The sequence below is a fragment of the Streptomyces fumanus genome, assembly GCF_014655295.1.
Classification (GTDB): Bacteria; Actinomycetota; Actinomycetes; order Streptomycetales; family Streptomycetaceae; genus Streptomyces; species Streptomyces fumanus.
This window is the reverse complement of the sequence record NZ_BNBI01000010.1, coordinates 335,916-360,693: the sequence shown is the minus strand read 5'-3', so window position 1 is coordinate 360,693 and position 24,778 is coordinate 335,916. Positions and strand designations below refer to the sequence as shown.

The following is a 24,778-nucleotide window of genomic DNA, read 5'->3' as shown; positions in this document are numbered from 1 at the left end:
CGGTGGACGAGGATGGCCCCATGGATGTGCTCGCGGAGGTCTTGAAGGTCTCGGGTGCGCGGGGGGCGCTCGGGGTGCGGCTGGAGGCCGGCGGAAGCTGGGGCCTGTGGCTGGACTCCTTTCCAGGGGCGGCACTGCACGTGGTGTCCCGCGGCGCCATGTGGCTCCATGTCACGGGCGAGAAACCCCTTCAGGTGCGGGCCGGAGACGCCGTCCTGGTGTCGCCGGGCACCGCACACGGGATCGCCGGCGGTGCCGACGTGACGATGGGCTCCTGCGACCGGGAGGCGGCGGCCCGGGCCATGGGCGAGGGCCGGGCCCTGCGTCTGGGCTCGGCGCCGGGGCGGACGGAAGTGATCGTCCTGCACTATGAGCAGGACCCGGAGGTGCGCACCCCGGTGCTCACCTCCCTCACCCGGCCGCTGCACGTCACGGCCCGGGAGAACGCGCAGCTCGGCAGGACGGTCGAACTGCTCGCCGCCGAGCTCGCCGAGCCGCAGATCGGCACCACCGCCGCCATCAACAGCGTCGTCGACCTGCTGCTCGTCCAGTTCGTACGCGCCTGGCTGGCCCGCCACCCGCAGGAGCGGTCCGGCTCATGGCTGGGAGCGATGCGTGATCCGGTCGTGCGCGACGCTCTGGCCCGCGTCCACGCCCGACCGGAACACCCCTGGACCACGGAGACCCTGGCCGCCGCGACGAGCGTCTCCCGGGCGACGCTGTCCCGGCGCTTCCGGTCCGCCCTCGGACAGACGCCGGGCGCGTACCTGACGCGGTGGCGCATCGACCTGGCGTCCGTCCGGCTCCGCGACACCGATGAGCCGGTCGAGTCGATCTCCGGCGCGGTCGGATACGGCTCTCCGCACGCGTTCAGCCGGGCCTTCCGACGGGCCCGGGGCACTGCCCCGGGCGAGTACCGTTCCCGGCTTCGCAGGTCGGCCGAGGGCACACCCGGACCGGCGGTCGGCGGCGCGCCCGGACCGGCGACCGGCTGAGCCGCACGAGGGGGCCTAGGCCAGCACCTCCTCGGGCTCGCTGCCGGTCCGCGGCGCGCCGACCGCCGGCTCGCGGTGGGCCGGGTCGCGGACCTCGCCGACCAGCAGCTCCAGGACGTCCTCCAGGGCGACCAGGCCTAGGACCCGGCCGCCCGCGTCGGTGACCTGGGCGAGGTGGGTGGCGGCGCGGCGCATCACGGTGAGGGCGTCGTCCAGCGGGAGTTCGGGGCGCAGGGTGGTCATGGGCCGCCATATCTGCTGGGGCACCGCCCGCTCCGACTCCTCCAGGTCGAGGACGTCCTTGACGTGGAGGTAACCCATGAAGGGACCGTTGTCGGCGGCGATCGGGAACCGGGAGTAGCCGGTACGGGCGGTCAGCTCGACGATCTGGCCGGGGGTGACCGACGGGGGGACCGTCACCCATGCCTCGCGCTCGACGAGGACGTCGGTCACCGGGCGGGAGCCCAGCTCCAGCGCGTCCTCCAGGCGCTCCTGCTCCTCGGGGTCGAGGAGCCCGGCCTGGCCGGCGTCCTCGACCAGCCGGTTGAGCTGGGCGCGGGTGAAGACGGCCTCCACCTCGTCCTTGGGCTCGACCCGGAACAGCTTGAGGATGCCCTGGGCGCAGGCGCCGAGGGCGGCCGTGACCGGCTTGCACAGACGGGCGAAGGCGACCAGGCCGGGGCCCAGCCAGAGGGCGGCCTTCTCGGGGGCGGCCATGGCGAGGTTCTTCGGGACCATCTCGCCGATCACCAGGTGGCAGAAGACCACCACGGCCAGCGCGATGACGTAGCCGAGCGGGTGGATCATGCCGTGCGGCAGGTGGACCCAGGCGAAGACCGGCTCCAGCAGGTGGGCGACGGTCGGTTCGGCGACCGCGCCGAGGGTCAGCGAGCAGACGGTGATGCCGAACTGGGCGGCGGCCATCATCTGCGGCAGATGCTCCAGGCCGTGCAGGACCTGGCGGGCGCGGGCGGTGCGCAGCGGTTCGATCTGGCTGCGGCGGACCGACACCAGCGCGAACTCGGCGCCGACGAAGAAGCCGTTGGCGAGCACCAGCAGGGCGGCCAGCAGCAGTTGCAGCACGCTCATCGGACGGCCTCCGGTACGGGCACGGGCGCCGTGCGGACCACCCGGACCCGCTCGGCGCGGTAGTGGCCGACCCGGCGCACCGTCAGCTTCCAGCCGGGCAGCTCGGCGCGGTCGCCGACGGCGGGGATGCGGCCGAGCAGGTCGGCGACGAGCCCGGCGACGGTCTCGTAGGGGCCCTCGGGGACCTCCAGGCCGATGCGGCGCAGGACGTCGACGCGGCAACTGCCGTCGGCGTCCCAGGCCGGGCGGCCGTCCTCGGGCGGGACGGCGGCCAGCTCGGGGAGGTCCTGACCGTCGTGCTCGTCGCGGACCTCGCCGACGATCTCCTCGACGATGTCCTCCAGGGTGACGACGCCGGCGGTGCCGCCGTACTCGTCGACGACGACGGCTATCGGCTGCTCGCTGCGGAGCCGGGTCAGCAGGGGCCGCACCGGCAGGGTCTCGGGGACCAGCAGGGCCGGGCGGGCGATGCGGCCGACGGGGGTGCGCAGCCGGTCGTGGACCGGGACGGCGAGGGCGTCCTTGAGGTGGACCATGCCGGTCACCTCGTCGATCTTCTCCCGGTAGACGGGGAAGCGGGACAGGCCGGTGGCGCGGGTCAGGTTGACCACGTCCTCGGCGGTGGCCGACGACTGCAGGGCGCTGACCTTCACCCGGGGGGTCATCACGTGCTGCGCGGTCAGTTCGCCCAGGGAGAGGGTGCGCACGAAGAGGTCGGCGGTGTCCTGCTCCAGGGCGCCGGCCTGGGCGGAGTGCCGGGCGAGGGAGACCAGCTCGCCCGGGGTGCGGGCGGAGGCCAGTTCCTCGGCCGGTTCCACGCCGAGGGCGCGGACGAGCCGGTTGGCCACGGTGTTCAGCGCGGCGATCACCGGGCGGAAGGTACGGGCGAACAGGTGCTGCGGGCCGGCCACGAACCGGGCGACCTGCAGCGGGCGGGAGACCGCCCAGTTCTTCGGGACCAGCTCGCCGATCACCATCTGCACGGCCGAGGCCAGCAGCATGCCGACGACGACCGCGACGCCGGAGACCGCGCCGTCGGGGACGCCGACGGCGGCGAACGGGCCGGCCAGCAGCCCGGCGAGCGCCGGTTCGGCGAGCATGCCGACGACGAGGGAGGTGATGGTGATGCCGAGCTGGGTGCCGGAGAGCTGGAAGGACAGCTCCCGCAGGGACGCGACGACCCGCCGGGCGCGCCGGTCGCCGCGGGCGGCGGCCTCCTCGGCGTCCGGGCGCTCGACGGTCACCAGGCCGAACTCGGCCGCCACGAAGAAACCGTTGGCGAGGATCAGCAGGAACGCGGCTGCCAGGAGCAGCAGGGGGGTGGTCATGATGCCGCCGCCTGTGTCGTGTCACGACCGGGGGCGGCGCAGGTACTGCAGGACGATCCGTCCATCGCCGGAGGGAGTCACTCCTCGGGTAGCTGGAACCCCTGTGCACCGGGCGGAGCGACAGGAGCGGAGGCGCACTCGGCGCGCCTCCGCCCACCAGGTTAATCACCCGCGGGCCGGGAGCGGCAGGGTGGACGACCCCGAACGGGCCCCGAAGAGCCCCCGAGGTGCCCCGGGGCGTACGCCGGGAGCGCGGCGTCAGGGGCGGAGCGGCCCGACGCCGGGGGCGGAGCGGGCCTCGGCGAGCGCCCGCAGCGCCCGCGCGTCGGCCAGGGCCCGCTGCCGGGCGATGCCGGGCTGGATGCCGAGCGCGGGCAGGCTGGTGCCGTCGCTGAGGTCGAGGAAGACCCAGGGGTCGCCGGGGCGGAGGTTGACCCGGAGGATCTCCGCCCACTCCAGGCGGCGCCGCCGGGTGAGGTTCACCACGGTGACCCCGGACTCCTCGGCGACCACCTTGGGGCGGGCCAGCAGGAGCAGCACGCCGGCCAGGAGGAGCGCCGTCAGCACGAAGCTCGCGCGCTCTCCGGGGCCGAGCCGCTCCATCAGGAACGCGACCGCCGTGATGACCGCGAAGACGGCGACGGCGGCGCCCACCAGGACGGCGCGGGTGCGGCCCGGCCGGAAGGTGACGGGCAGGGCGGGCGGCTCCGGTCGGGCTTGCGGGGTGGCGTCCGGCATGGTGTGCTCCGGGAGGTGCGGATGTGCGTCAGAGGCGGCAGGCGTGGATGGCCGTGGTGAGGATGGCGCGGGCGCCGATCTCGTACAGGTCGTCCATGATCCGCTGCGCCTCCCTGGCGGGGACCATGGCGCGCACGGCGACCCAGCCCTCGTTGTGCAGCGGGGAGACGGTCGGGGACTCCAGGCCGGGGGTGAGCGCGACGGCCTTCTCCAACTGCTCCACGCGGCAGTCGTAGTCCATCATCACGTACGTCCGGGCCACCAGGACGCCCTGGAGGCGGCGCAGGAACTGCTGGACCTTCGGTTCGTCCGGGTCGGCGCCGGTGCGGCGGATCACCACGGCCTCGGACTTCATGATCGGCTCGCCGATGATCTCCAGTCCGGCGTTGCGCAGCGAGGTGCCGGTCTCCACGACGTCGGCGATGACCTCGGCGACGCCCAGTTCGATGGCGGTCTCCACGGCGCCGTCGAGGTGGACGACGGAGGCGTCGACGCCGTGGTCGGCGAGGTGCTTGGCGACGATCCCCTCGTAGGAGGTGGCGACGGTCATGCCCCGGAGGTCCGCGACGCCGCCGGCCGTGCCCGGCTTGGTGGCGTAGCGGAAGGTGGAGCGGGCGAAGCCGAGGGGGAGGATCTCCTCGGCGTCGGCGCCGGAGTCGATCAGCAGGTCGCGGCCGGTGATGCCGATGTCGAGGCGGCCGGAGGAGACGTAGATGGCGATGTCGCGGGGGCGCAGGTAGAAGAACTCGACCTCGTTGACCGGGTCGACGATGCGCAGTTCCTTGGACTCGCGGCGCTGCTGGTAGCCGGCCTCATGCAGCATGTCCGCCGCAGGGCCGGAGAGTGAACCCTTGTTGGGGACGGCGATGCGCAGCATGAGGTCGGCTTCCTTCGCGTTGAAGAGGGGGAGGTGGTGAACTCGGTTTACAGGTGGGCGTAGACGTCGTCCAGGGAGATGCCGCGGGCGACCATCATCACCTGGACGTGGTACAGGAGCTGCGAGATCTCCTCGGCGGCCGCTTCCTTGCCCTCGTACTCGGCGGCCATCCAGACCTCCGCGGCCTCCTCGACGACCTTCTTGCCGATGGCGTGGACGCCCTTGTCGACCAGCTCGGCGGTGCGGGAGGTGGCGGGGTCGCCGTGGGCGGCCTTCTGCTGGAGCTCGGTGAACAGCTCCTCGAACGTCTTCTTGGACATGGTGGCGCCCACTCTACGGGTTGTGCGGACCGCCCTGGCGCCAGGGTTCGGATACGGAACGCAGCGTCGCCGCCGTCGCCACCGCCGCGGTCACCGCCTCGTGGCCCTTGTCCTCGCTGGAGCCGGCCAGTCCGGCGCGGTCCAGGGCCTGTTCCTCGGTGTCGCAGGTGAGGACGCCGAAGCCGACGGGGACGCCGGTGTCGACGGAGACCTGGGTGAGGCCCTGGGCGACGCCCTGGCAGACGTACTCGAAGTGGGGGGTGCCGCCGCGGATGACGACGCCGAGGGCGACGACCGCGTCGTAGCCGCGGCCGGCGAGGGCCTTGGCGACGACGGGCAGTTCCCAGCTTCCGGGGACCCGCAGCAGGGTCGGCTCGCTGATGCCCAGGTCGTGCAGGGCCCGCAGGGCGCCGTCCACCAGGCCGTCCATCACCTTCTCGTGCCACTGTGCCGCGACGACGGCGATCCGCAGGTCACCCACGTTGCGTACGGACAGTTCCGGTGCACCCTTGCCGCTCACGTTGCTCCTCGGCTCTCGGAGTTCTTTCGCTTACTGGTTGCCGCAGGTGGACACCGGGGCGGTGTCCAGCCAGGGCAGGTCGTGGCCCATCCGGTCCCGCTTGGTGCGCAGGTAGCGGAGGTTGTGCTCGCCGGCCTGGACGGGCATCGGTTCGCGGCCGGTGACCTCGATGCCGTGCCGTTCCAGGGCGGCGGACTTGTCGGGGTTGTTGGTCAGCAGGCGGACGCCGCGGACGCCGAGGTCCTTGAGGATCTGGGCGCCGGCGCCGTAGTCCCGGGCGTCGGCGGGCAGGCCGAGTTCCAGGTTGGCGTCCAGGGTGTCGCGGCCGCGCTCCTGGAGTTCGTAGGCGCGCAGCTTGGACATCAGGCCGATGCCGCGCCCCTCGTGGCCGCGCAGGTAGACCACCACTCCCCTGCCCTCGGCCTGGATGCGGGCCAGCGAGGCGTCCAGTTGGGGTCCGCAGTCGCAGCGCTGGGAGCCGAAGACGTCGCCGGTGAGGCACTCGGAGTGGACGCGCACCAGCACGTCCCGGCCGTCGCCGAGGTCGCCGTGGACCAGGGCGACGTGCTCGACGCCGTCGACGGTGGAGCGGTAGCCGTACGCGGTGAAGGGGCCGTGGGCGGTGGGCAGGTCGACCTCGGCCTCGCGGCGGACGGTGGGTTCGGCGCTGCGGCGGTAGGCGATCAGGTCCTCGATGGAGATGATCGTCAGGCCGTGCTTGCGGGCGAACGGGATCAGCTCGGGCAGCCGCAGCATCCGGCCGTCCTCGCCGGCGATCTCGACGATGGCGCCGGCCGGGCGCAGTCCGGCGAGCCGGGCGAGGTCGACGGCGGCCTCGGTGTGACCGTTCCGGGCGAGGACGCCGCCGGGGCGGGCGCGCAGCGGGAAGACATGGCCGGGGCGGACGAAGTCGGCGGGCCCGGCGGTGCCGCCGGCCAGCAGGCGCAGGGTGGCGGCCCGGTCGGCGGCCGAGATGCCGGTGCTCACGCCGTGCGCCGGGCCGGCGTCCACGGAGACCGTGAACGCGGTCTTCATCGACTCGGTGTTGTCCTCGACCATCTGCGGGAGCCGGAGCCGGTCGAGTTCCGCGCCCTCCATGGGGGCGCAGATCAGACCGCGGCACTCGCTCATCATGAAGGCGACGATCTCCTCGGTCGCCTTCTCGGCGGCGATCACGAGGTCGCCCTCGTTCTCCCGGTCGGCGTCGTCGACGACCACGACCGGGCGGCCGGCGGCGATGTCGGAGACGGCCTGCTCGACGGGGTCGAGGACGAGGTCCCCGGGGCCGTCGGCGCTGTACAGGATGGGTGCCGCGGTCACGCGGGCGCTCCTTCCATGACGGGCCGCTGCCCCCGGCGGGAGCGCAGCCACCAGTCGCGCATGCCCCACAGGACGAGCGCGCCGTAGACGACGTAGACGAAGCCGGAGAAGGCGAAGCCGTTGGCGAAGTTCAGCGGCACGCCGACCAGGTCGACCAGCAGCCAGGCGAACCAGAACTCGACCATGCCGCGGGCCTGGGCGTACATCGCGACGACGGTGCCGACGAAGATGTACGCGTCCGGCCAGGGGTCCCAGGACAGGCTGGGTACGGCGGTGAACAGGCCACCGACCGCGAGGGTGCCGAGCGCGGCGCCGCCGAGCAGGACGGCGCGCTCGCGCCAACTGGCGAAGCGGACGGCGATGGTGCCGTCCTGGCTCTGCCGCCGGCCCCGGTTCCACTGCCAGTAGCCCCACGCGGCGACGACCATGACCACGATCTGCTTGCCGGCGCTGCCGGAGAGGTGGGCGGTGGCGAAGGCCGCGAAGAGGATCAGCCCGGAGAGGAACTGCACCGGCCAGCTCCAGATCGAGCGGCGCCAGCCGAGCGCGAGACCGAGCAGACCGATCACGTTGCCGATCATGTCGGACCACTTGATGTGCTGGTCGAAGAGGACGAACGCCTCGGAATTGAGCCAGTTCACTGGGTGCCCCCCTGGGCGACGAGCAGGCGCTCGACGTACTTGGCGATGACGTCCACTTCAAGGTTGACCGGGTCGCCGGGCTGTTTGCGGCCGAGCGTGGTCAGGGCGAGGGTGGTCGGAATGAGGCTGACCGTGAAGGAGTCGGGGCCGGCCTCGACGACGGTGAGGCTGATGCCGTCGACGGTGATGGAGCCCTTCTCGACGACGTAGCGGGCGAGGTCCGCGGGCAGCGAGATCCGGACGATCTCCCAGTGCTCGGACGGCTCGCGGGCGAGGATCTCGCCGGTGCCGTCGACGTGGCCCTGCACGATGTGGCCGCCGAGGCGGGCGCCGACGGCGGTGGGGCGCTCCAGGTTGACCCGGGAGCCCACGGTGAGGGCGCCGAGGCTGGAGCGGTTCAGGGTCTCGGCCATCACGTCGGCGGTGAACTCGTCGCCCTCGTGGTCGACGACGGTGAGGCAGACGCCGTTGACGGCGATGGAGTCGCCGTGGCGTGCGCCTTCGGTGACCACGGGGCCGCGCAGCCGGAAGCGACACGCGTCGCCGAGGGTCTCGACGGCGGTGACCTCGCCCAGCTCTTCGACGATTCCGGTGAACACTTCCCGGGTCCTCCCTGCCTCTTCGGGCACGGACTCCGGGGCTCTGCCGATGACGACAGAATGCACGGGCGACGGCATCCGGTGCGTCGCCCCTGATCGCGGAGCCGTCCCTGTGGACAGATCCGTAAACAGTCGGCGGCACGTGGGTATGCCCGCCCGCCGCGCACTGCCTCCCATCCGGACTTTAACCGTCGGTCCAGGAATTTCACCTGGTCAACCGGTCGCTGGAGGCGACCGGGTCGCGGACTGTAACCGCCGGTTCGGACTTTCACCGACCCCGGAGTGCGCTGCTTCTGGTACAGGGCCAGTCTGCCACGCCTGATCGTCACCCATGCGGACGGGTGCTGTGGGGTGGCTCACAGGGTCACCCCACAGCACCGCGGCACGCCGCCGTGCCGCCGCCGCACCGCGTCAGGCCCGGCCAAGTGGTCCATACCTATTGACGCTTTGGTCTAGTCCTCTTTACTGTCTGCGGGTCCGCGCATCCTCCCCGCGAGACCGGTCCGGCGGCGGTGACGAAGGCCCTTGCCCGCCGCCGGGCCACCCACGGCCGCCGTACGGGGACCGGCGCTAGCGCTGGGCGAAGAGGTCCTCCTGCGCCCGGTCCCGGGCGGTCAGCAGGGCGCCGCGCAGTACGGCCTCGCCGCCCAGCAGGGTGGGGCGCACCTCGGTGGGCAGCGGTGACAGCCGGGCGAGCCGCTCCCGGACCCGGGCCGCGAGGTCGTCGCCGCCGGCCCGGCCGATCTCCCCGGCCAGCACCACACAGCCGGGGTCCAGCACGGAGACGGCGGCCGCCGCCCCGAGGGCGATCCGCTCGGCGAGGTCGGCGAGGAACCGCCGGGCGGCGGGCTCGGCATCCTGCCGCCGCACGGCCTCCCGCACGGGCGCCGCGGGGTCGGCGGCCGCGCCGCCCGCCTCCGCCTCACGCATCGGGCCCGCGCCCAGCCCGTACCCCGCCGCCAGCTCCGCCACCGCCGCCGCGCCCGCCAGGGAGTGGAAGCCGCCGTCGCAGTCCGTGGCCGACGGCAGGCCCGGGGTGCCCGGCACCGGCAGGAAGCCGATCTCGCCGGCGCCGCCGGAGGCTCCCCGGCGCAGGGTGCCGTCCAGGACGAGGGCGGCGCCGACGCCGAGGCCGAGCCAGAGCAGGACGAACGTGTCCCGATCCCGGGCCGCCCCGTCGCGCTGTTCGGCGAGGGCGGCGAGGTTGGTCTCGTTCTCGACGCTGACCCGGGACTCCGGGAACCGTTCCTGGAGGGCGGCGACCAGCCGCCGGTGCCAGACGGGCAGGCCGGTGGAGGGCCGCAGCTCACCCGTGCCGGGGTCGATCAGGCCGGGGGCGCCGATGCCGACCGTGTGCAGCCGCTCGGCCCCGGCCTCCTTGGCGGCCCGCTCGACGAGGGCGACCGCCTGCTCCAGCGCGGGTCCGGTCCCCATGGCGCCGTCGATCGGCACGGACGCCTCGGCGAGCACCCGGCCGACCAGGTCGGAGACGAGCACGGAGACGCCCTCGGTACGGACGTCGAGCGCGGCGAGGTGGGCGCGGTCGGCGACGATGCCGTACAGCTTGGCGTTGGGGCCCCGGCGCTGCTCGCCGGACTCGCCGACGACGGCGATGAGGCCGGCGGCGGTGAGGCGCTCGACGAGGTCGGCGACGGTGGGCCGGGACAGTCCCGTCAGATGCTTGAGCTGGGCGGCCGTCAACGCGCCCTCCTGCTGGAGCAGACGCAGGGCGAGCCGGTCGTTGATGGCCCGGGCGGTGCTCGGGGAAGCGGGCATGGCCGGGATCCTTCCAGATCGGCGGAGGCGGGGCCCGCGATCCGATACTCCCTATCTATCAGGCAGGCTCCCTGATAGTTTACGCGGCGCAGGTGGAACTGAGGACGCGGCGGGAGGGTCCGGCGGAGATGAGTGCAGTGGTCTACTCGGCGGTCGAGGTCAGGCGGGCGCGGTTCGCCGTGGCGGCGGTGTTCGCGGTGCACGGCGCGGTCACCGGCTCCTTCGCGACCCGCGTGCCCTGGATTCAGGATCACGCCGGGGTGAGCGCCGGTCAGTTGGGGCTCGCGCTGGCGTTCCCCGCGCTCGGCGCGTCGGTCGCCATGCCGCTGGCCGGCGGGATCAGCCACCGCTTCGGCGCCCGTGCCGCCCTGCGCGGGCTGCTGGCGCTGTGGACGCTGGCGCTGACCCTGCCGTCGATCGCCCCGAACCTGCTCACCCTCTGCCTCGCGCTGTTCGTCTACGGCGCCTCGGCGGGCATGTCGGACGTGGCGATGAACGCGCTCGGCGTCGAGGTGGAGAATCGTCTCGGCAAGTCGATCATGTCGGGGCTGCACGGCATGTGGAGCGCCGGGGCCCTGATCGGTTCGGCGGCCGGCACGCTCGCCGCCCACCTCGGCTCGGACGCCCGGCTGCACCACGCGCTGGCCGCCGCGGTGCTGACCGCGGCGGGCCTGGTGGCGTGCGCGTGGGTGCTGGACCTCCAGCCCGCCGAGGACGAGGACCCGCCGCCGCGGTTCGCGCTGCCGCCCCGCTCGGCGCTGCTGATCGGCGCCATCGGGTTCTGCGCGGTGTTCGCCGAGGGCGCGAGCCTGGACTGGTCGGCGGTCTACCTCAAGGACGAGCTGGAGACCTCGGCCGGACTCGCGGCGGCCTGCACCACCGGTTTCACGCTCACCATGGCGCTGGCCCGGCTGGCGGGCGACAAGGTGGTGGACCGCTTCGGCTCGGTGCGCACGGTCCGGGTCAGCGGCGCGCTGGCCACCCTGGGCGGGGTGCTCATCGTCGTCGGCGGCAGTCCGGTGGTGGCGATGAGCGGGTTCGCCCTGATGGGGCTGGGCATCGCCGTGGTGGTACCGCTGTGCTTCGCGGCGGCGGGCCGCAGCGGCGCCAATCCGTCCCTGGCGATCGCGGGCGTGGCGACCATCACGTACACCTCGGGACTGGTGGCGCCCAGTGCCATCGGCACGCTGGCGCAGGCGACCAGTCTGGTGGTGTCCTTCGGGCTGGTGACGGTGCTGTCCTGCGGGCTGGCGGCGTTCGCCGGGGTGCTGCGCGCCGGGGACCGGGACCGCCCGAAGATCAGCAAGCCGGACGCGGCGGTCCCCGACCGACGGCCCTGAACGCCCCGTTCGGCGGCGCCGGGCCGGGGCGCCGGCGGTCATGAGCGGTGCGCCGGGAACGTACGAGGCGATGGCCGCCCACCACGACCGGCGGGGCGTCCGCGCACCGAGCGGGGGCCGGACGGGCGGACCCGCACCACGACCGGCGGCGCGTCCGCGTCCCGCGCGGGGGCCGGGGGGGCGGAGCCGCCCGACGTGGTCGCCTTCGAGCCGAACCAGCGCTTCCGCCACGACCGGCGGCGCGTCCGCGCACCGAGCGAGGGCCGGACGGGCGGACCCGCACCACGACCGGCGGCGCGTCCGCGCACCGAGCGGGGACCGGGGCGGGCGGAGCCGCCCGACGTGGTCGCCTTCGGGTCGAACCAGCCCTTCCGCCACGACCGGCGGCGCCTCCCGCGTCCCGAGCAGACGCCGGACGGGAGGTCCGGACGCCGCCGGCCGGACGCCCGCCGGTGCGGAGCACGGCCGGTCAGCGCCGACAATGGTCCGGACACGCTGCACGAACGACGAAAGCGACACCCCCATGGATCTCGGCGTCCGCTGGAAGCTGCACGGTGACGGGCGGACGCCCGCTCCCGGAGCGGTGGTCCGCCCCGACGAACGGCTCTCCTGGCCCCGCACGGCCGGGCTCGGCGCCCAGCACGTGGTGGCCATGTTCGGGGCGTCGTTCGTGGCCCCGGTGCTGATGGGCCTCGACCCCAACCTGGCGATCATGATGTCGGGCGTCTCGACCGCGATCTTCCTGCTGGCCACCCGCGGCCGGGTGCCGAGCTACCTCGGCTGCTCGCTCTCCTTCGTCGGTGTCGCCGCGGTGATCCGGGCGCAGGGCGGCACCAGCGCCACGGTGACCGGCGCGGTGCTGGTGGTGGGCGTGGCGCTGTTCCTGGTGGGGCTCGCGGTGCAGCGGTTCGGGGCGCGGATCATCCACGCCGCGATGCCCCCGGTCGTCACCGGCGCGGTGGTGATGCTGATCGGCTTCAACCTGGCCCCGGTCACCGCCTCCACCTACTGGCCGCAGGACCAGTGGACGGCCCTGCTGGTGATGCTGTTCACCGGGCTGGCCGTGGTCTGCCTGCGCGGTTTCTGGTCCCGGATCGCGATCTTCCTGGGCCTGGTCTTCGGATACGTCCTCTCGTTCCTCCTCGACCGGGTCTTCGGGCGGATCCACTCGGCGGACGGCAGCGGCAAGGTCACCGACCACTGGCGGCTGGACTTCTCCGCCGTCGGCCGGGCCGACTGGATCGGCCTGCCCTCCTTCCACGGGCCGACCTTCCAGTGGTCGGCGATCCTGGTCGCCCTCCCGGTCGTCATCGCGCTGGTCGCCGAGAACGCCGGGCACGTCAAGGCGGTCGGCGAGATGACCGGCGACCCGCTCGACGACAAGCTGGGCACCGCGATCTCCGCCGACGGCGTCGGCTCCATCCTGTCCACCGCGGTCGGCGGCCCGCCCAACACCACGTACTCCGAGAACATCGGCGTGATGGCCGCGACCCGCGTCTACTCGACCGCCGCCTACTGGGCCGCCGCCTGCTTCGCGCTGCTGTTCGGCCTCTGCCCCAAGTTCGGCGCGGTGGTGGCCGCCATCCCGGGCGGGGTGCTCGGCGGCATCACCGTCATCCTCTACGGCATGATCGGCCTGCTCGGCGCGCAGATCTGGCTCAACGCCAAGGTCGACCTGCGCAACCCGCTGAACCTCGTCCCGGCCGCCGCGGGCATCATCATCGGCGTCGGCAACGTCAGCATGAAGTTCACCGACACCTTCTCGCTCAGCGGCATCGCGCTCGGCACGCTGGTCGTCATCACCGGCTACCACGCGCTGCGCGCCTTCGCCCCGGCCCACCTCAAGACGCAGCGGCCGCTGCTCGACGAGGGCACGTCGTCCTACGACGAGAGCGCGCGGTAGGCGGGGCGGCGCGGCGGGGCCGTTCGCCCGAACCGGGGAAGGATCGCTCCGGCCCCTGTCCCCGGCGCCGGAGGAGCTGCGACGCTGCCTGCATGGCGCACCCCGCACACCTCGCCCCCGCCGCCGAGCCGGTGGACACCCCCGTCGTCGCCCGGCTGCGCGCCCTCGGCACCGCGCTGCCGGCCCGGGACGGGATCGCGGTCTTCCACCGGGTCTATCTGGCGGTCACCGAGAGCGCCGACCGGGAGCCCGGCGCCGGGCCGGGCGCGGACGCGGGGGCCGGGTCCGCGCTGGGGACGCGGTGCGCCGAGCGGTACCTGGCGGCCCTGGCCGCGGCCGGCCGGGACGACCGGCCGCCCGCCTGCTGGCGGCCCCTGTTCCAGTTCCGCCGCCACCCCCAGGTACGTCCGGCGCAGTTCGCCCTGGCCGGCGTCAACGCGCACCTCGGCCACGACCTCGCGCTGGCCGTCGTGGACACCTGCCGTGCGCTGGACTGCGAACCGGCCGACCTGGAGGAGGAGTTCGAGCGGGTCGGCGACCTCCTGGCGGCGCTGGAGGAACGCGTCCGGGAGGAGCTGGTGCCGGGCCCCGACCTGCTCCGGATCGCCGACCCGCTGACCCATCTGCTGGGCTCGTGGAGCCTGGACCGGGCCCGCGAGGCGGCCTGGGCCGCGGCCCGCGCCCTGTGGGCGCTGCGCCAACTGCCGGAGCTGGCCGGGGAGTTCGCCGACCGCCTCGACGCGGCGGTCGGCTTCGCGGGCCGGATGCTGCTGACTCCCCTGCCGTCCTGATCCCCGAGGAGCGCGTCCTCCGGGAGTGCCGTCCTAGTCCTCGGGCAGTTCCACGGGCGCGATCTCGTCGTACAGGTCGCCGGGCCCGGGGTTGGTCGGGTCGGTGGTCCCGCCGAAGTGGTGCATGACGCCCCACACCGCGTTCAGCGCGGTCTGCACGGCGCCCTCGGCCCAGCCCGCCGTCCAGGAGATGTCGTCCCCGGCCAGGAAGATACCCCGCTTGTCCTCGGGCAGCCGGTCCTGCATGAAGTGGGTGAACAGGCGCCGCTGGTAGCGGTAGTGGCCGGGCAGGTTGGCCTTGAACGCGCCCATGAAGTACGGCTCGTTCTCCCAGGAGACGGTCACCGGGTTGCCGATGATGTGCTTCCTGATGTCGACCTTGGGATAGATTTCGCCGAGCGACTTCAGCATCACCTCCATCCGCTCGTGCGCGGACAGCGGCAGCCACTTCAGGCTGTCGTCGCACCAGGTGTACGACAGGCAGATCACGGCGGGCTTGTCCGGGCCGTCGTCCAGCAGGTACGTGCCCCGGGTCATCCGGTCGGTGAGCGTCATCGACATGACGTCCCGGCCGGTCTCCTCGTCCTTGTCCCGCCAGAACGGCCGGTCCACCGGCACGAACAGCTTGCTGGACTCCATGTAGTGGGTGCGCTCGATGGCGGTCCAGTGGTCGATCGGGAAGAGCGCGTCGTCGCACTCGATCTTCGACAGCAGCATCCAGGACTGGGCGGTGAAGATCGCCGCCCGGTAGGTGCGGATGTCGCCGCGGGCGTCCGTCACCGTGATCCGGTTGCCGGCCGTGCGGTGCAGCCGGGTCACGGCCGGGCGGGGCGCGCCGCCCTCGTGCAGGCTCGCCAGCGAGGTGCCGTACGGCCAGTGCACGATCTTCTCCGGTTCGCGCTCCCACAGGCGCAGCGGCAACTGCTGGGAGCCGCCGACGATGCCCCGGTGGTGGTCGTCGGCCTCGGTGTAGACGACGCGCAGGATCTCCAGGATGGAGTTGGGGAAGTCGGTGTCCCAGCCGCCGGTGCCGAAGCCGACCTGGCCGAAGATCTCCCGGTGCCGGAAGGACGTGAACGCCTCCGAGTCGCACAGGAAGCCGTAGAAGGTCTGGTTGTCGAGCTTCTCCACCAGCCGGGACCAGATCTCGCGGATGCGGGGGACGTCCCGCTCGCGCAGGGCGCGGTTCATGTCGGAGAAGTCGGCGCCCTCCTCCAGGCACCTGCCCCAGGCGTCGGCGACGTCGCGGTAGACCTGCGGGAGGTCGTCGAGGGTCTGGGCGTAGTGCGACTCGCCCTTGAGGTCGACGACGGTGGACGGGGTGGCCTCCGCCAGCGGGTTGGGGAACGGCCGGGTCTTCAGGCCCACCAGGTCGATGTAGTGCTGGAGGGCGGTGGAGGAGGGCGGGAAGCGCATCGCGCCCATCTCGGCGGTCAGCCCCTCGGTGCCCGCGCCCTCGAAACCGACCGTCCGCAGCCGGCCGCCGATCCGGTCGGCCTCGTACACGACGGGCTTGAGGCCCATCTTCATCAGTTCGTAGGCGGCGACGATGCCGGACAGGCCGCCGCCGATGACGGCGACCTCGGTGCCGTGCTCGGTGGCGGGTATCTGGCCGAGGCCCGCCGGATGGGCGAGGTAGTCGTCGTAGGCGTACGGGAAGTCCGGGCCGAACATGGTGATCGGCGGCTGCTGCTCGTCGGTGTGCTCGACGGCGTTGGGCACCGTGGACGTCATGGGGTGCGGACTCCTTGCACAGGCGTTGCGGGGGGCGGGGTCAGACGAGGGACCCGTAGAGGCCGGGGCGGCGGTCCCCCAGGTACGGGTTGGCCGCGCGGGAGGCGGCGAGGAGGGCCGGGTCGGCGTCGGCGAGGAGGAGTTCCTCGGCGCGGCCGGCCCGGACGCGGGCGACGCCGTCCGGTCCGGCCAGGGTGGAGAGCCCGACGAACTCGAACTCGCCCTCCCGGCCGACCCGGTTGACGTACGCCACGTACATCTGGTTCTCGAACGCCCGCACCGGGACGACCGACTCGGCGACGAACTGGAACGGGTGCATCTGCGCGGTCGGCACCAGCAGCAGGTCGGTCCCGGCCAGCGCGTGCGCCCGGACGTTCTCCGGGAACTCCACGTCGTAGCAGATCATCAGGCCGACCGTCAGTCCGTTCAGCTCGGCCTGGACGACGGGCCGCTCGCCCGGGGTGAAGTGCTCGCGTTCGAAGCAGCCGAAGAGGTGGGTCTTGCGGTAGTTGGCCGACCGGGCACCGTCGGCGGAGATCAACTGGACGGAGTTGTAGACCGCGTCGCCGTCCCGCTCGGGGTAGCCGTAGGCGACGGCGAGCCCGTGCCGGCCGGCGATCTCCGCGACCGCGTCGGCGGCCTCGCCGTCGGCGGTTTCGGCCAGGCGGCCGACGGCGTCGCCGATCGCGTACCCGGTCAGGAACAGCTCCGAGGTCACCAGCAGCCCCGCGCCCGCGGCGGCGGCCCGGCCCGCGGCGGCGTCGAGCGCCGTCAGGTTCTCGGCGGGCGATCCGGGCCGGCCGGAGCTCTGGAGCAGGGCGGTGCGCATGGGTGTTCCTCACCGGGGAGCGGAGGGGGTCGGGGGCCAGATAGACGGTACGGTCGCCGGTCCGCCCGCAACAAGCGGCGGCCGTTGCGCGCGGACGGGCGGTTCATTGCGTTCTCGCGCCGCTCTTCGGCGATTCGTTGCGCCCCCGGCCGCGCCGGGCGCCGGACCGGCCCCCGGCGGCCTTGAGGAGCGCCGCCGTCACCGCGTACGGCACCGCCGCCCACGCGAACGCGGTGGCGTGACCGGCGCCGGTGGCGAGGGTGGCGTAGCCGCCGTACACCGCGAGGGTGCCGAGTTCCGAGCCGAGGCCGGCGACCGAGGTGAGGGTCGCCCGGCCGGTGGCGTCGATGCGTTCCTGCAGGCGGGCGTCGGCGAGCACGGTGGCCAGTTGGAAGCCGCCGAAGGCGAGGCCGACCAGGACCAGCCCGGCGGGCGTGCCCAGCAGGGCGCCGGTGGCGAGGGCCAGGGCCGCGCCGGTGAGCAGCGCGGCGAACCCGCCCGTGCCCAGGCGTCCGGCGGGCCCGGCCAGCAGGCCGCCGGCGGTGGCCCCGCCCCAGACCACCAGCAGCAGCCAGGGCACGGTCCCGGCGGCCACGCCGGTGTCCCGGACCAGCAGCGGGGCGTACTCGTCCAGCGCGCTCCACACCGCGGACACCGCCGGGACCAGCAGCAGCGCCCCGGCCACCGACCGGTCGGCGCGGGCCTCGGCGAGCCCGGCGCGCAGACCGCCCGCCCGGCCCCCGCCCGCCGCGCGGGGTGCGCGGTGTTCGGGGAACCGGGTGGCCACGCCCGCCGCCAGCAGACAGACCAGCACACTGGCCGCGCCCACGGCCAGGTAGCCGCCCCGGTCGAACACCGGCCCGGCGGCGCCCGTCGCCGCCATCGTGGCCACCAGCCCGGCCGCGCGGGCCCGGCCCATGACCTCGGCGTAGCGGCCGGCCGCGCCCAGCCGGTCCAGTTCGTCGTGGACCAGCGCCTCCAGCGCGCCGGACCCGAGCGCCCCGCCGGCGCCCCACAGCACGAAGCCGAGCGCGAACGCCGGGTACGACGGCACCAGCACCCACAGCGCGAAACCGGCCGCGGTGAGCAGCGGGCCGAGCCACAGCAGCAGGCGCCGGGAGACGGCGTCGGCCCAGACGCCGGAGGGCACCTCCAGGACGAGGCCGGTCAGGGACCACAGGCCGAACAGGGTGGAGATCTGCCGCACGGACAGCCCGGTGTCGGCGAACAGCAGCGCGTACACCGGGTAGAGCAGGACGAACTCGTCGCAGAACGCGTACGTGTAGAGCGTGCTCGTCAGACGCCGCGGGCCGGTGGTGACGGGCCCGCGCGCGGATGGAAGAGTCATGGTGCCTTCCCGCCGGGACGGATCGGATGCCGGAGGTACGGCGTCCGGGGCGGCCCTCGGGAGGCGGCGCTGGTGGATCAATGTCGCCAGGTCATGGCGCCGATGCTAGCCCGGGGGCGGGCGGCCGGTGCCGGTTATTCCGCGGGAGCGGGCCGACGGGGAGGGACCCATGGACATCACGGCACTGCCGTACGTCGACGAGCACGGCACGGAGGTCGAGGCGCCGCCGGAGGCGGTGTGGCGGGCGCTCGGCGAGGCTCTGGACGGCGCCTTCTCGGGCGCGGGGGCCACCGCGTACGCGCAACTGGTGGGCTGCGCCGACCGCTCGGCGTCCGGGCCGAGGCCGCCGGCCCCGGGGTCGGCGTTCCCCGGCTTCCGGGTGGCCGTCGCCGACCCGGGCCGGGAGCTGGTGCTGATCGGACGGCACCGCTTCTCGACGTACGCCCTGGTCTTCCGGCTGGACCCGGTGGGCCCGCGGACCCGGGTGCGGGCCGAGACGCGGGGGCGGTTCCCCGGTCCGCTGGGCGCGCTCTACCGGCTGCTGGTCATCGGCAGCGGCGGGCACGCGGTCGGCGTGCCCCGGCTGCTCGCGGGCGTCCGCCGCCGCGCCGAGCGGGACGGCTCAGGCCGGCGAGCCTGAGGAGAAGCGGCGCAGCAGCGGGGAGAGCACCAGGACGGACTTGGTGCGCTCGACGAACGGCTCCCCGGCGATCCGCTCCAGGACCCGTTCGAAGTGCCGCATGTCGGAGGCGAAGACCTGGGCGATGGCGTCCGCGTCCCCGGTGACGGTGGACGCGGCCACCACCTCCTGGTAGCGCTCCAGGCCCCGCTGGATGGTCTCCGGCGAGGTGTTGCTGCGGCAGTGGATCTCGACGAAGCCCTCGGTCTGCCAGCCCAGGGCGAGGGGGTCGACCCGGACGGTGAAGCCGGTGATGGCGCCGGTCGCGCGCAGCTTGTCCACGCGCCGCTTCACGGCGGGCGCGGAGAGGCCGACCTCCTGCCCGATGTCGGCGTAGGAGCGGCGGGCGTCCTCGGCGAGGGCGTGCACGATGCGTTCGTCGAGATCGTTCAGCACTGCGGGTGGTTCACTTCGCTTCTGAGAGGGCCAGTCGGGAGCGGCGGTAGCCGTAGAGGAAGTAGAACACGAGCCCGACGGCCATCCAGACACCGAAGACCACCCAGGTCACCGTGGACAGGCTGCCCATCATCCAGACGCAGAAGGCGAAGCCCAGCGCGGGCAGCACCGGCGACAGCGGCACCCGGAAGGTGCGCGGCATCTCCGGCCGGGTCCGGCGCAGCACCACGACGGCGACGTTGACCAGGGCGAACGCGAACAGGGTGCCGATGCTGGTGGCGTCGGCCAACTGCCCGAGCGGGATCGCGGCCGCGAGCACCCCGCAGAACAGGGAGACGATCACGGTGTTGGCGCGGGGCGCCCCGGTCCGGGGGTGGACGCGGGAGAACACCTTGGGCACCAGCCCGTCCCGGGACATGGCGAACAGCACCCGGGTCTGGCCGTAGAGCACGGTCAGGACGACGCTGGCGATGGCGACCACCGCGCAGAACGCCAGCAGCGTGCCCCAGAACTCCTGGCCGGTGACGTCCCGCATGATCCGGGCGAGGGACGCCTCGGAGTCGGTGAAGGTCCGCCAGGGCCGGGCGCCCACGGCGACGGCCGCGACCAGGACGTACAGCGCGGTGACGATGACCAGCGACAGCATGATCGCGCGGGGCAGGTCGCGCTGGGCGTCCTTCGCCTCCTCCCCGGCGGTGGAGGCGGCGTCGAAGCCGATGTACGAGAAGAAGAGGGTCGCCCCGGCGGCGCTGACCCCGGCCATGCCCAGCGGCATGAAGTGCGCGTAGTTGCCGGAGCGGAAGCCCTGCACGCCGATGGCGCAGAACAGCACCAGCGCGGCGATCTTGACGGCGACCATGACGGTGTTGGCGCGGGCCGACTCCCGGGCGCCGCCCAGCAGGAACACCATGGCGAGCACGACCACGAGCAGCGCGGGCAGGTTGAACACGCCGCCGTCGCCGGGCGGGGCGGACAGCGCGGCCGGGATGGTCACGCCGATCGTGCCGTCGAGGAGTTCGTTGAGGTACTCGCCCCAGCCGACCGCGACGGCGGCGACCGACACGCCGTACTCCAGGACCAGGCACCAGCCGCAGATCCAGGCGATGAGTTCGCCCATCGTCGCGTACGCGTACGAGTAGGAGGAGCCGGCCACCGGGATGGTGCCGGCCAGTTCGGCGTAGGACAGGGCGGAGAAGAGGGCCGTCAGTCCGGCGATGACGAAGGAGAGGGTGACCGCGGGTCCGGCCTTGGGGACGGCCTCGCCGAGGACGACGAAGATGCCGGTGCCGAGGGTGGCGCCGATGCTGATCATGGTGAGCTGCCACAGCCCCAGCGAGCGGCGCAGCGACCCGCCCTCGCCCTGGCCGCCCTCCGCGACCAGGCGTTCCACGGGCTTGCGGCGCATCAGCCGGGCGGCCGGGCCCGGGGGCGGTGGGGCGGTCGCTGCGCCCTGCTGCGGGGATGCGCCGTGGTCGAGCACGCGGGGACTCCTTCGTCGCTGCGGGTGGGGCGGCGGCGGGGAGCGGTGGGGTCCAGCGCGAACGGGGACCCACCGAGCGGGGTCCCCGCCACGCCACGTACAGCGCAGAACTCTATGAGCAGCTCGTTGCTCCGGTAATGCAGCAACCTTGCGCATCGCCGGACGATCGTTGCGTCTCCACCCGGGGGGCGGGATTTCGTTGCGCCCGGGGTACCGGCCGTTGCGGGCCGGGGCCGGTCAGACCCAGCTCGCGTGCAGCGGCTTGCCCTCGGCGTAGCCGGCCGCGCTCTGGATGCCGACGATGGCCTTCTCGGCGAACTCCTCCAGGGAGGCGGCACCGGCGTAGGTGCAGGAGGAGCGGACGCCCGCGATGATCGAGTCGATCAGGTCCTCGACGCCGGGACGGGCCGGGTCGAGGAACATCCGGGAGGTGGAGATGCCCTCCTCGAACAGGGCCTTGCGGGCGCGGTCGTACGCCGACTCCTCCGAGGTGCGGTTGCGCACCGCGCGCGCGGAGGCCATGCCGAAGGACTCCTTGTACGGGCGGCCGTCGGCGTCGTGCTGGAGGTCGCCCGGGGACTCGTAGGTCCCGGCGAACCAGGAGCCGACCATCACGTTGGACGCGCCGGCCGCGAGGGCCATCGCCACGTCCCGGGGGTGGCGGATGCCGCCGTCGGCCCAGACGTGCTTGCCGTACTTCTTCGCCTCGGCGGCGCACTCCAGGACGGCGGAGAACTGGGGCCGGCCGACGCCGGTCATCATCCGGGTGGTGCACATGGCGCCGGGTCCGACGCCGACCTTGACGATGTCGGCGCCCGCCTCGATGAGGTCGCGGACGCCCTCGGCGGAGACGATGTTGCCGGCCACGATCGGCACCCGCGGGTCCAGGGCGCGGACCAGCTTCAGGGCGCTGATCATCGACTCCTGGTGGCCGTGCGCGGTGTCGATGACGAGGGTGTCCACGCCCGCGTCCAGCAACTGCTTGGCCTTGCCCGCCACATCGCCGTTGATGCCGACGGCCGCGGCGATGCGCAGCCTGCCCCGGGCGTCGACGGCCGGGGTGTAGAGGGTGGCGCGCAGCGCGCCGGTGCGGGTGAGGATGCCGGCGAGGCGGCCGTCCCGGTCCACGGCGGGGGCGTAGCGGCGGTTGGCGGCGTCGAGGGTGTGGAACGCCTCGCGCGGGTCGACCTCCGCGTCGAGCAGCAGCAGGTCCTTGGACATGACCGCTTCGAGCTGGGTGAAGCGGTCCACGCCGGTCAGGTCGGTGTCGGTGACCACGCCGATCGGCCGCCCGTCCGCGTCGACCACGACGCCGGCGTTGTGCGCCCGCTTGGGCAGCAGGGCCAGGGCGTCGGCGACGGTCTGGTGCGGGGCCAGCACGATGGGGGTGTCGAGGACCAGGTGGCGGCTCTTGACCCAGGAGACGACGTCGGTGACGACCTCGATCGGGATGTCCTGCGGGATGACCACCAGGCCGCCGCGGCGGGCCACCGTCTCGGCCATGCGGCGCCCCGCGATGGCGGTCATGTTGGCGACGACCAGCGGGATCGTGGTGCCCGTGCCGTCCGGCGAGCTGAGGTCCACGGCCTGCCGGGAGCCCACGGCCGAGCGGCTCGGCACCATGAAGACGTCGTCGTACGTCAGGTCGTACGAGGGCTGGATGTCGTTGAGGAAACGCACGTGCTGCACATCCCAGTCGATCAGAGGTGGCCCCCGGACAGGTCAGCCAGGGGGAAAGAGCACGTACTTCATTCTCCCATGCCCGGGGCGCGGCGGGCCCCGGGCAGATCATCCAGGCTGGTCGGAGGGGGTCTCGGAGGATCCTCCAGGGCCGAGGGTCACGAAGAGTCCGGGCCCGCGGTCGGTGGCCTCGGCGAAGACCTCCTCGGCGACCTGCCACTCCTCGGGCCGCGCCGCGGCGTACGCCCGCCAGCCCCGGACGACCAGCAGCAGGCCCCGGTCGGCGGCCTGCTCCGGCCAGAGCGCGGGGTCGGCGAGGCAGTCGGCGAGCGCGTCCCAGTTGCGGCCGAACCAGTCGGGCAGGGCCAGGTCACGGGCGCAGCGGTCCATCAGCCCCGCCTTGTCCGTGACCCCGTCCAGGTCGAGCGTGCGCACGATCCGCCCGGCCGGGTCGTCCGTCGTCTCCGCACCGCTGTCCGCTGACGCCATGTCAGATCCCGTCCGGGTCGGACCGGTTGAGGGCGGGCTTGGGCGCCGGGCCGGCCGCCATCAGGTAGTCCGCGGCGGAGGTGTCGGTGACCAGGCTGGTGACCAGGCCCGAGCGCAGGACCGCGTCGATGGCGGGGGCCTTGCGCTGCCCGCCCGCGATCGCCACCACCTCGGGGATCCGGCGGAGCTGGTCGGCCGTGACCGTGATGCACCGCTCCCCCAGGTCCCGTCCGACCCGGCGGCCCTCGGCGTCGAAGAGGTGCGCGGACATCTCGGCGGCGACGCCCAGCGAGGCGTAGTGGGCGCGCTCCTCGTCGCTGAGCATGTCGTGCACGGTGGAGATGCCCGGTTCCCAGGAGCCGATGGAGACACAGGCGACGGTGACCTTGTCGAAGTACTCGAAGGCCCGCGCGATGCCCGTCTGGTGGCGCAGGGCGGTCGCGGTCGCCGCGTCCGGCAGCAGCATCGGCGCGTAGATGGGGTGCGCGTCGCCGCCGGAGACCTGGGCGGCGCGGCGCACCGCCTCCACCGAGCCGCGCTCGGCGGTCCCGGCGTCGTACACCCCGGTCAACTGCACCACCGTGCAGGGCGGCAGCTTGTCCAGCGCCGCCGCCATGTGGATGGTGGAGCGGCCCCAGGCCAGGCCGAGCACGTCCCCCTCGTCGACCAGCTCGCCGAGCAGGTCGGCGGCCACCTCCCCCAGGTTCTCCGGATCGGGGCTCTCCTCGGCGTCCGCCGGGGACTCCACCACGACCGCGTGCCGCAGCCCGTACCGGGCGCGCAGCGCGTCCGAGCGCTCGGCGTCCAGCTCGGCGGGCACCCGGATCTCGATCCGCACGAGGTCCCGTTCGAGGGCGGTCTCCAAGACCCGGGCCACCTTGAAGCGGCTGACGCCGAACTCCTCCGCGATCTGGATCTTGGATTTGCCCTCGAGGTAGAAGCGGCGGGCCATGGCCGCCGCCTGCACCAGCTCAGCGGGTCCCATCCGCATGGCTGACCGGCCCGCCGACATACCCGACACGGCGATCTCCTCACTGCTGTTCACTTACGCGGCTGTTCACACTCTGGATTCGCCGTTCATCCTCGCAGATCCGGCGGGCGGGATCAGCCCTGATGGGAGCCGTTCACTTGTCGTTCTTCAGTGGGCGCAGGCCCAGGACGCCCCCGCGGTGGCGGCCTGGGCACGGGTGCGCAATGCACGTACCGCCTCCGCCGGGTCGGATGCCCCGTAGACGGCCGAGCCCGCCACGAAGACATCGGCGCCGGCCTCCGCGCAGCGCTCGATCGTCGCGTCGGAGACCCCGCCGTCGACCTGGAGCCAGAGTTCGAGTCCGTGCTTGGCGATCAGCTCACGGGTGCGGCGGATCTTGGGCAGCATGATGTCCAGGAACGCCTGCCCCCCGAAGCCCGGCTCCACCGTCATGATCAGCAGCATGTCGAGTTCGGGCAGCAGGTCCTCGTACGGCTCGATCGGCGTGGCCGGCTTCAGGGCCATGGAGGCGCGGGCGCCCTTGGCGCGGATCTCGCGGGCGAGCCGTACCGGGGCGGCGGCGGCCTCCACGTGGAAGGTGACGGAACCGGCCCCCGCCTCGACGTACCGGGGCGCCCACCGATCGGGGTCCTCGATCATCAGGTGGCAGTCCAGCGGGGTGTCGGTCGCCCGCGCCAGGGACTCCACGACCGGTACGCCGAGGGTCAGGTTGGGGACGAAGTGGTTGTCCATCACGTCGACGTGGAGCCAGTCGGCTCCCTCGACCGCGCGCGCCTCGTCGGCGAGGCGGGCGAAGTCGGCGGAGAGGATGCTGGGGTTGATCTGCACGGGCATGCGTCCAAGCCTGCCATGCCCTCCGGGGGTGGTGGGGGGTTGGGTGCGGGGTTCCTCGCGGTCCTGGGGGTGGGTGGGGGC

The 24,778-nt window shown here is 73.5% G+C and carries 24 protein-coding genes and 1 riboswitch; of the genes, 5 read left to right on the top strand and 19 right to left on the bottom strand.

Annotated elements, in window-relative coordinates; translation table 11 throughout:
* Positions 1 to 20: 20 nt before the first annotated feature.
* The gene (locus tag IE316_RS23795; RefSeq protein ID WP_190206535.1) at positions 21 to 995 is read left to right on the top strand and encodes an AraC family transcriptional regulator; all 975 of its coding nucleotides are present in this window, start codon (positions 21 to 23) and stop codon (positions 993 to 995) included.
* A 15-nt stretch (positions 996 to 1,010) separates the two neighbouring features.
* Here IE316_RS23795 and IE316_RS23790 read toward each other — a convergent pair whose 3' ends face one another.
* From IE316_RS23790 to IE316_RS23745, 10 genes are all read right to left on the bottom strand, one after another.
* Positions 1,011 to 2,084: a hemolysin family protein gene (locus tag IE316_RS23790; protein ID WP_190206476.1), complete on the bottom strand. Its 1,074-nt coding sequence runs from the start codon at positions 2,082 to 2,084 to the stop codon at positions 1,011 to 1,013.
* A complete protein-coding gene (locus IE316_RS23785) occupies positions 2,081 to 3,412 on the bottom strand; it encodes a hemolysin family protein (RefSeq protein ID WP_190206475.1) in 1,332 nt (443 codons plus the stop codon). The genes IE316_RS23790 and IE316_RS23785 overlap by 4 nt, the downstream gene beginning before the upstream one ends.
* A gap of 258 nt (positions 3,413 to 3,670) precedes the next feature.
* Positions 3,671 to 4,150, bottom strand: coding sequence for a PH domain-containing protein (locus IE316_RS23780; RefSeq protein ID WP_190206474.1), 480 nt, complete (start codon positions 4,148 to 4,150; stop codon positions 3,671 to 3,673).
* A 28-nt stretch (positions 4,151 to 4,178) separates the two neighbouring features.
* Entirely contained in the window at positions 4,179 to 5,027 is an 849-nt protein-coding gene (hisG, locus tag IE316_RS23775; RefSeq protein ID WP_190206473.1) for an ATP phosphoribosyltransferase, read from the bottom strand.
* Positions 5,028 to 5,074: 47 nt separating this feature from the next.
* Positions 5,075 to 5,347: a phosphoribosyl-ATP diphosphatase gene (locus IE316_RS23770; RefSeq protein WP_029383007.1), complete on the bottom strand. Its 273-nt coding sequence runs from the start codon at positions 5,345 to 5,347 to the stop codon at positions 5,075 to 5,077.
* 13 nt (positions 5,348 to 5,360) lie between these two features.
* Positions 5,361 to 5,867, bottom strand: coding sequence for a 6,7-dimethyl-8-ribityllumazine synthase (gene ribH, locus IE316_RS23765; protein ID WP_190206472.1), 507 nt, complete (start codon positions 5,865 to 5,867; stop codon positions 5,361 to 5,363).
* A 30-nt stretch (positions 5,868 to 5,897) separates the two neighbouring features.
* Positions 5,898 to 7,187, bottom strand: coding sequence for a bifunctional 3,4-dihydroxy-2-butanone-4-phosphate synthase/GTP cyclohydrolase II (locus IE316_RS23760; protein ID WP_190206471.1), 1,290 nt, complete (start codon positions 7,185 to 7,187; stop codon positions 5,898 to 5,900).
* Entirely contained in the window at positions 7,184 to 7,828 is a 645-nt protein-coding gene (locus IE316_RS23755; protein ID WP_190206470.1) for a nicotinamide mononucleotide transporter family protein, read from the bottom strand. Before IE316_RS23755 ends, IE316_RS23760 begins: the two co-directional genes overlap by 4 nt.
* Positions 7,825 to 8,427, bottom strand: a complete 603-nt coding sequence (locus IE316_RS23750) for a riboflavin synthase (protein ID WP_190206469.1) — start codon at positions 8,425 to 8,427, stop codon at positions 7,825 to 7,827. The genes IE316_RS23755 and IE316_RS23750 overlap by 4 nt, the downstream gene beginning before the upstream one ends.
* Positions 8,428 to 8,586: 159 nt before the next feature.
* A riboswitch (FMN riboswitch) is annotated at positions 8,587 to 8,717 on the bottom strand.
* Between the two features lie 280 nt (positions 8,718 to 8,997).
* Positions 8,998 to 10,203 carry an ROK family transcriptional regulator gene (locus IE316_RS23745; RefSeq protein ID WP_190206468.1) on the bottom strand — a complete coding sequence of 402 codons (1,206 nt, stop codon included), beginning with the start codon at positions 10,201 to 10,203 and terminating at the stop codon, positions 8,998 to 9,000.
* A 128-nt stretch (positions 10,204 to 10,331) separates the two neighbouring features.
* Here IE316_RS23745 and IE316_RS23740 point away from each other — a divergent pair, with 128 nt between their 5' ends.
* The 3 genes from IE316_RS23740 (at position 10,332) to IE316_RS23730 (ending at position 14,237) form a co-directional block, all read left to right on the top strand.
* Positions 10,332 to 11,543: an MFS transporter gene (locus IE316_RS23740; protein ID WP_190206467.1), complete on the top strand. Its 1,212-nt coding sequence runs from the start codon at positions 10,332 to 10,334 to the stop codon at positions 11,541 to 11,543.
* 523 nt (positions 11,544 to 12,066) lie between these two features.
* Positions 12,067 to 13,446, top strand: a complete 1,380-nt coding sequence (locus IE316_RS23735; protein WP_190206466.1) for a uracil-xanthine permease family protein — start codon at positions 12,067 to 12,069, stop codon at positions 13,444 to 13,446.
* Positions 13,447 to 13,538: 92 nt separating this feature from the next.
* Positions 13,539 to 14,237, top strand: a complete 699-nt coding sequence (locus IE316_RS23730) for a DUF5995 family protein (RefSeq protein WP_190206465.1) — start codon at positions 13,539 to 13,541, stop codon at positions 14,235 to 14,237.
* Between the two features lie 33 nt (positions 14,238 to 14,270).
* Here the strand turns inward: IE316_RS23730 and IE316_RS23725 are convergent, their stop codons facing one another.
* The 3 genes from IE316_RS23725 to IE316_RS23715 form a co-directional block, all read right to left on the bottom strand.
* Complete coding sequence (locus IE316_RS23725) at positions 14,271 to 15,971, bottom strand: flavin monoamine oxidase family protein (protein ID WP_190206464.1); 1,701 nt, start codon at positions 15,969 to 15,971, stop codon at positions 14,271 to 14,273.
* A 40-nt stretch (positions 15,972 to 16,011) separates the two neighbouring features.
* Positions 16,012 to 16,800, bottom strand: coding sequence for a carbon-nitrogen hydrolase family protein (locus tag IE316_RS23720; protein WP_190206463.1), 789 nt, complete (start codon positions 16,798 to 16,800; stop codon positions 16,012 to 16,014).
* 103 nt (positions 16,801 to 16,903) lie between these two features.
* Positions 16,904 to 18,148 (bottom strand): MFS transporter, encoded by a 1,245-nt coding sequence (locus tag IE316_RS23715; protein ID WP_190206462.1) that lies wholly within the window; start codon positions 18,146 to 18,148, stop codon positions 16,904 to 16,906.
* Between the two features lie 169 nt (positions 18,149 to 18,317).
* On the opposite strand from IE316_RS23715, the gene IE316_RS23710 reads away from it, so the two are divergent.
* Complete coding sequence (locus IE316_RS23710; RefSeq protein WP_190206461.1) at positions 18,318 to 18,788, top strand: SRPBCC family protein; 471 nt, start codon at positions 18,318 to 18,320, stop codon at positions 18,786 to 18,788.
* Here the strand turns inward: IE316_RS23710 and IE316_RS23705 are convergent.
* From IE316_RS23705 to rpe, 6 genes are all read right to left on the bottom strand, one after another.
* Positions 18,771 to 19,223: an Lrp/AsnC family transcriptional regulator gene (locus IE316_RS23705; RefSeq protein ID WP_190206460.1), complete on the bottom strand. Its 453-nt coding sequence runs from the start codon at positions 19,221 to 19,223 to the stop codon at positions 18,771 to 18,773. The two genes, IE316_RS23710 and IE316_RS23705, sit on opposite strands and share 18 nt — an antisense overlap.
* A gap of 10 nt (positions 19,224 to 19,233) precedes the next feature.
* Positions 19,234 to 20,703: an amino acid permease gene (locus tag IE316_RS23700; RefSeq protein ID WP_190206459.1), complete on the bottom strand. Its 1,470-nt coding sequence runs from the start codon at positions 20,701 to 20,703 to the stop codon at positions 19,234 to 19,236.
* A 237-nt stretch (positions 20,704 to 20,940) separates the two neighbouring features.
* On the bottom strand, positions 20,941 to 22,383 hold the full coding sequence (locus IE316_RS23695; RefSeq protein ID WP_190206534.1) for a GuaB1 family IMP dehydrogenase-related protein: 1,443 nt from the start codon (positions 22,381 to 22,383) through the stop codon (positions 20,941 to 20,943).
* Between the two features lie 108 nt (positions 22,384 to 22,491).
* Entirely contained in the window at positions 22,492 to 22,872 is a 381-nt protein-coding gene (locus tag IE316_RS23690) for a barstar family protein (RefSeq protein WP_190206458.1), read from the bottom strand.
* Position 22,873: 1 nt separating this feature from the next.
* On the bottom strand, positions 22,874 to 23,917 hold the full coding sequence (locus IE316_RS23685; protein ID WP_190206457.1) for a sugar-binding transcriptional regulator: 1,044 nt from the start codon (positions 23,915 to 23,917) through the stop codon (positions 22,874 to 22,876).
* Positions 23,918 to 24,010: 93 nt separating this feature from the next.
* Positions 24,011 to 24,697 (bottom strand): ribulose-phosphate 3-epimerase, encoded by a 687-nt coding sequence (rpe, locus tag IE316_RS23680; RefSeq protein WP_190206456.1) that lies wholly within the window; start codon positions 24,695 to 24,697, stop codon positions 24,011 to 24,013.
* Positions 24,698 to 24,778: the final 81 nt, after the last annotated feature.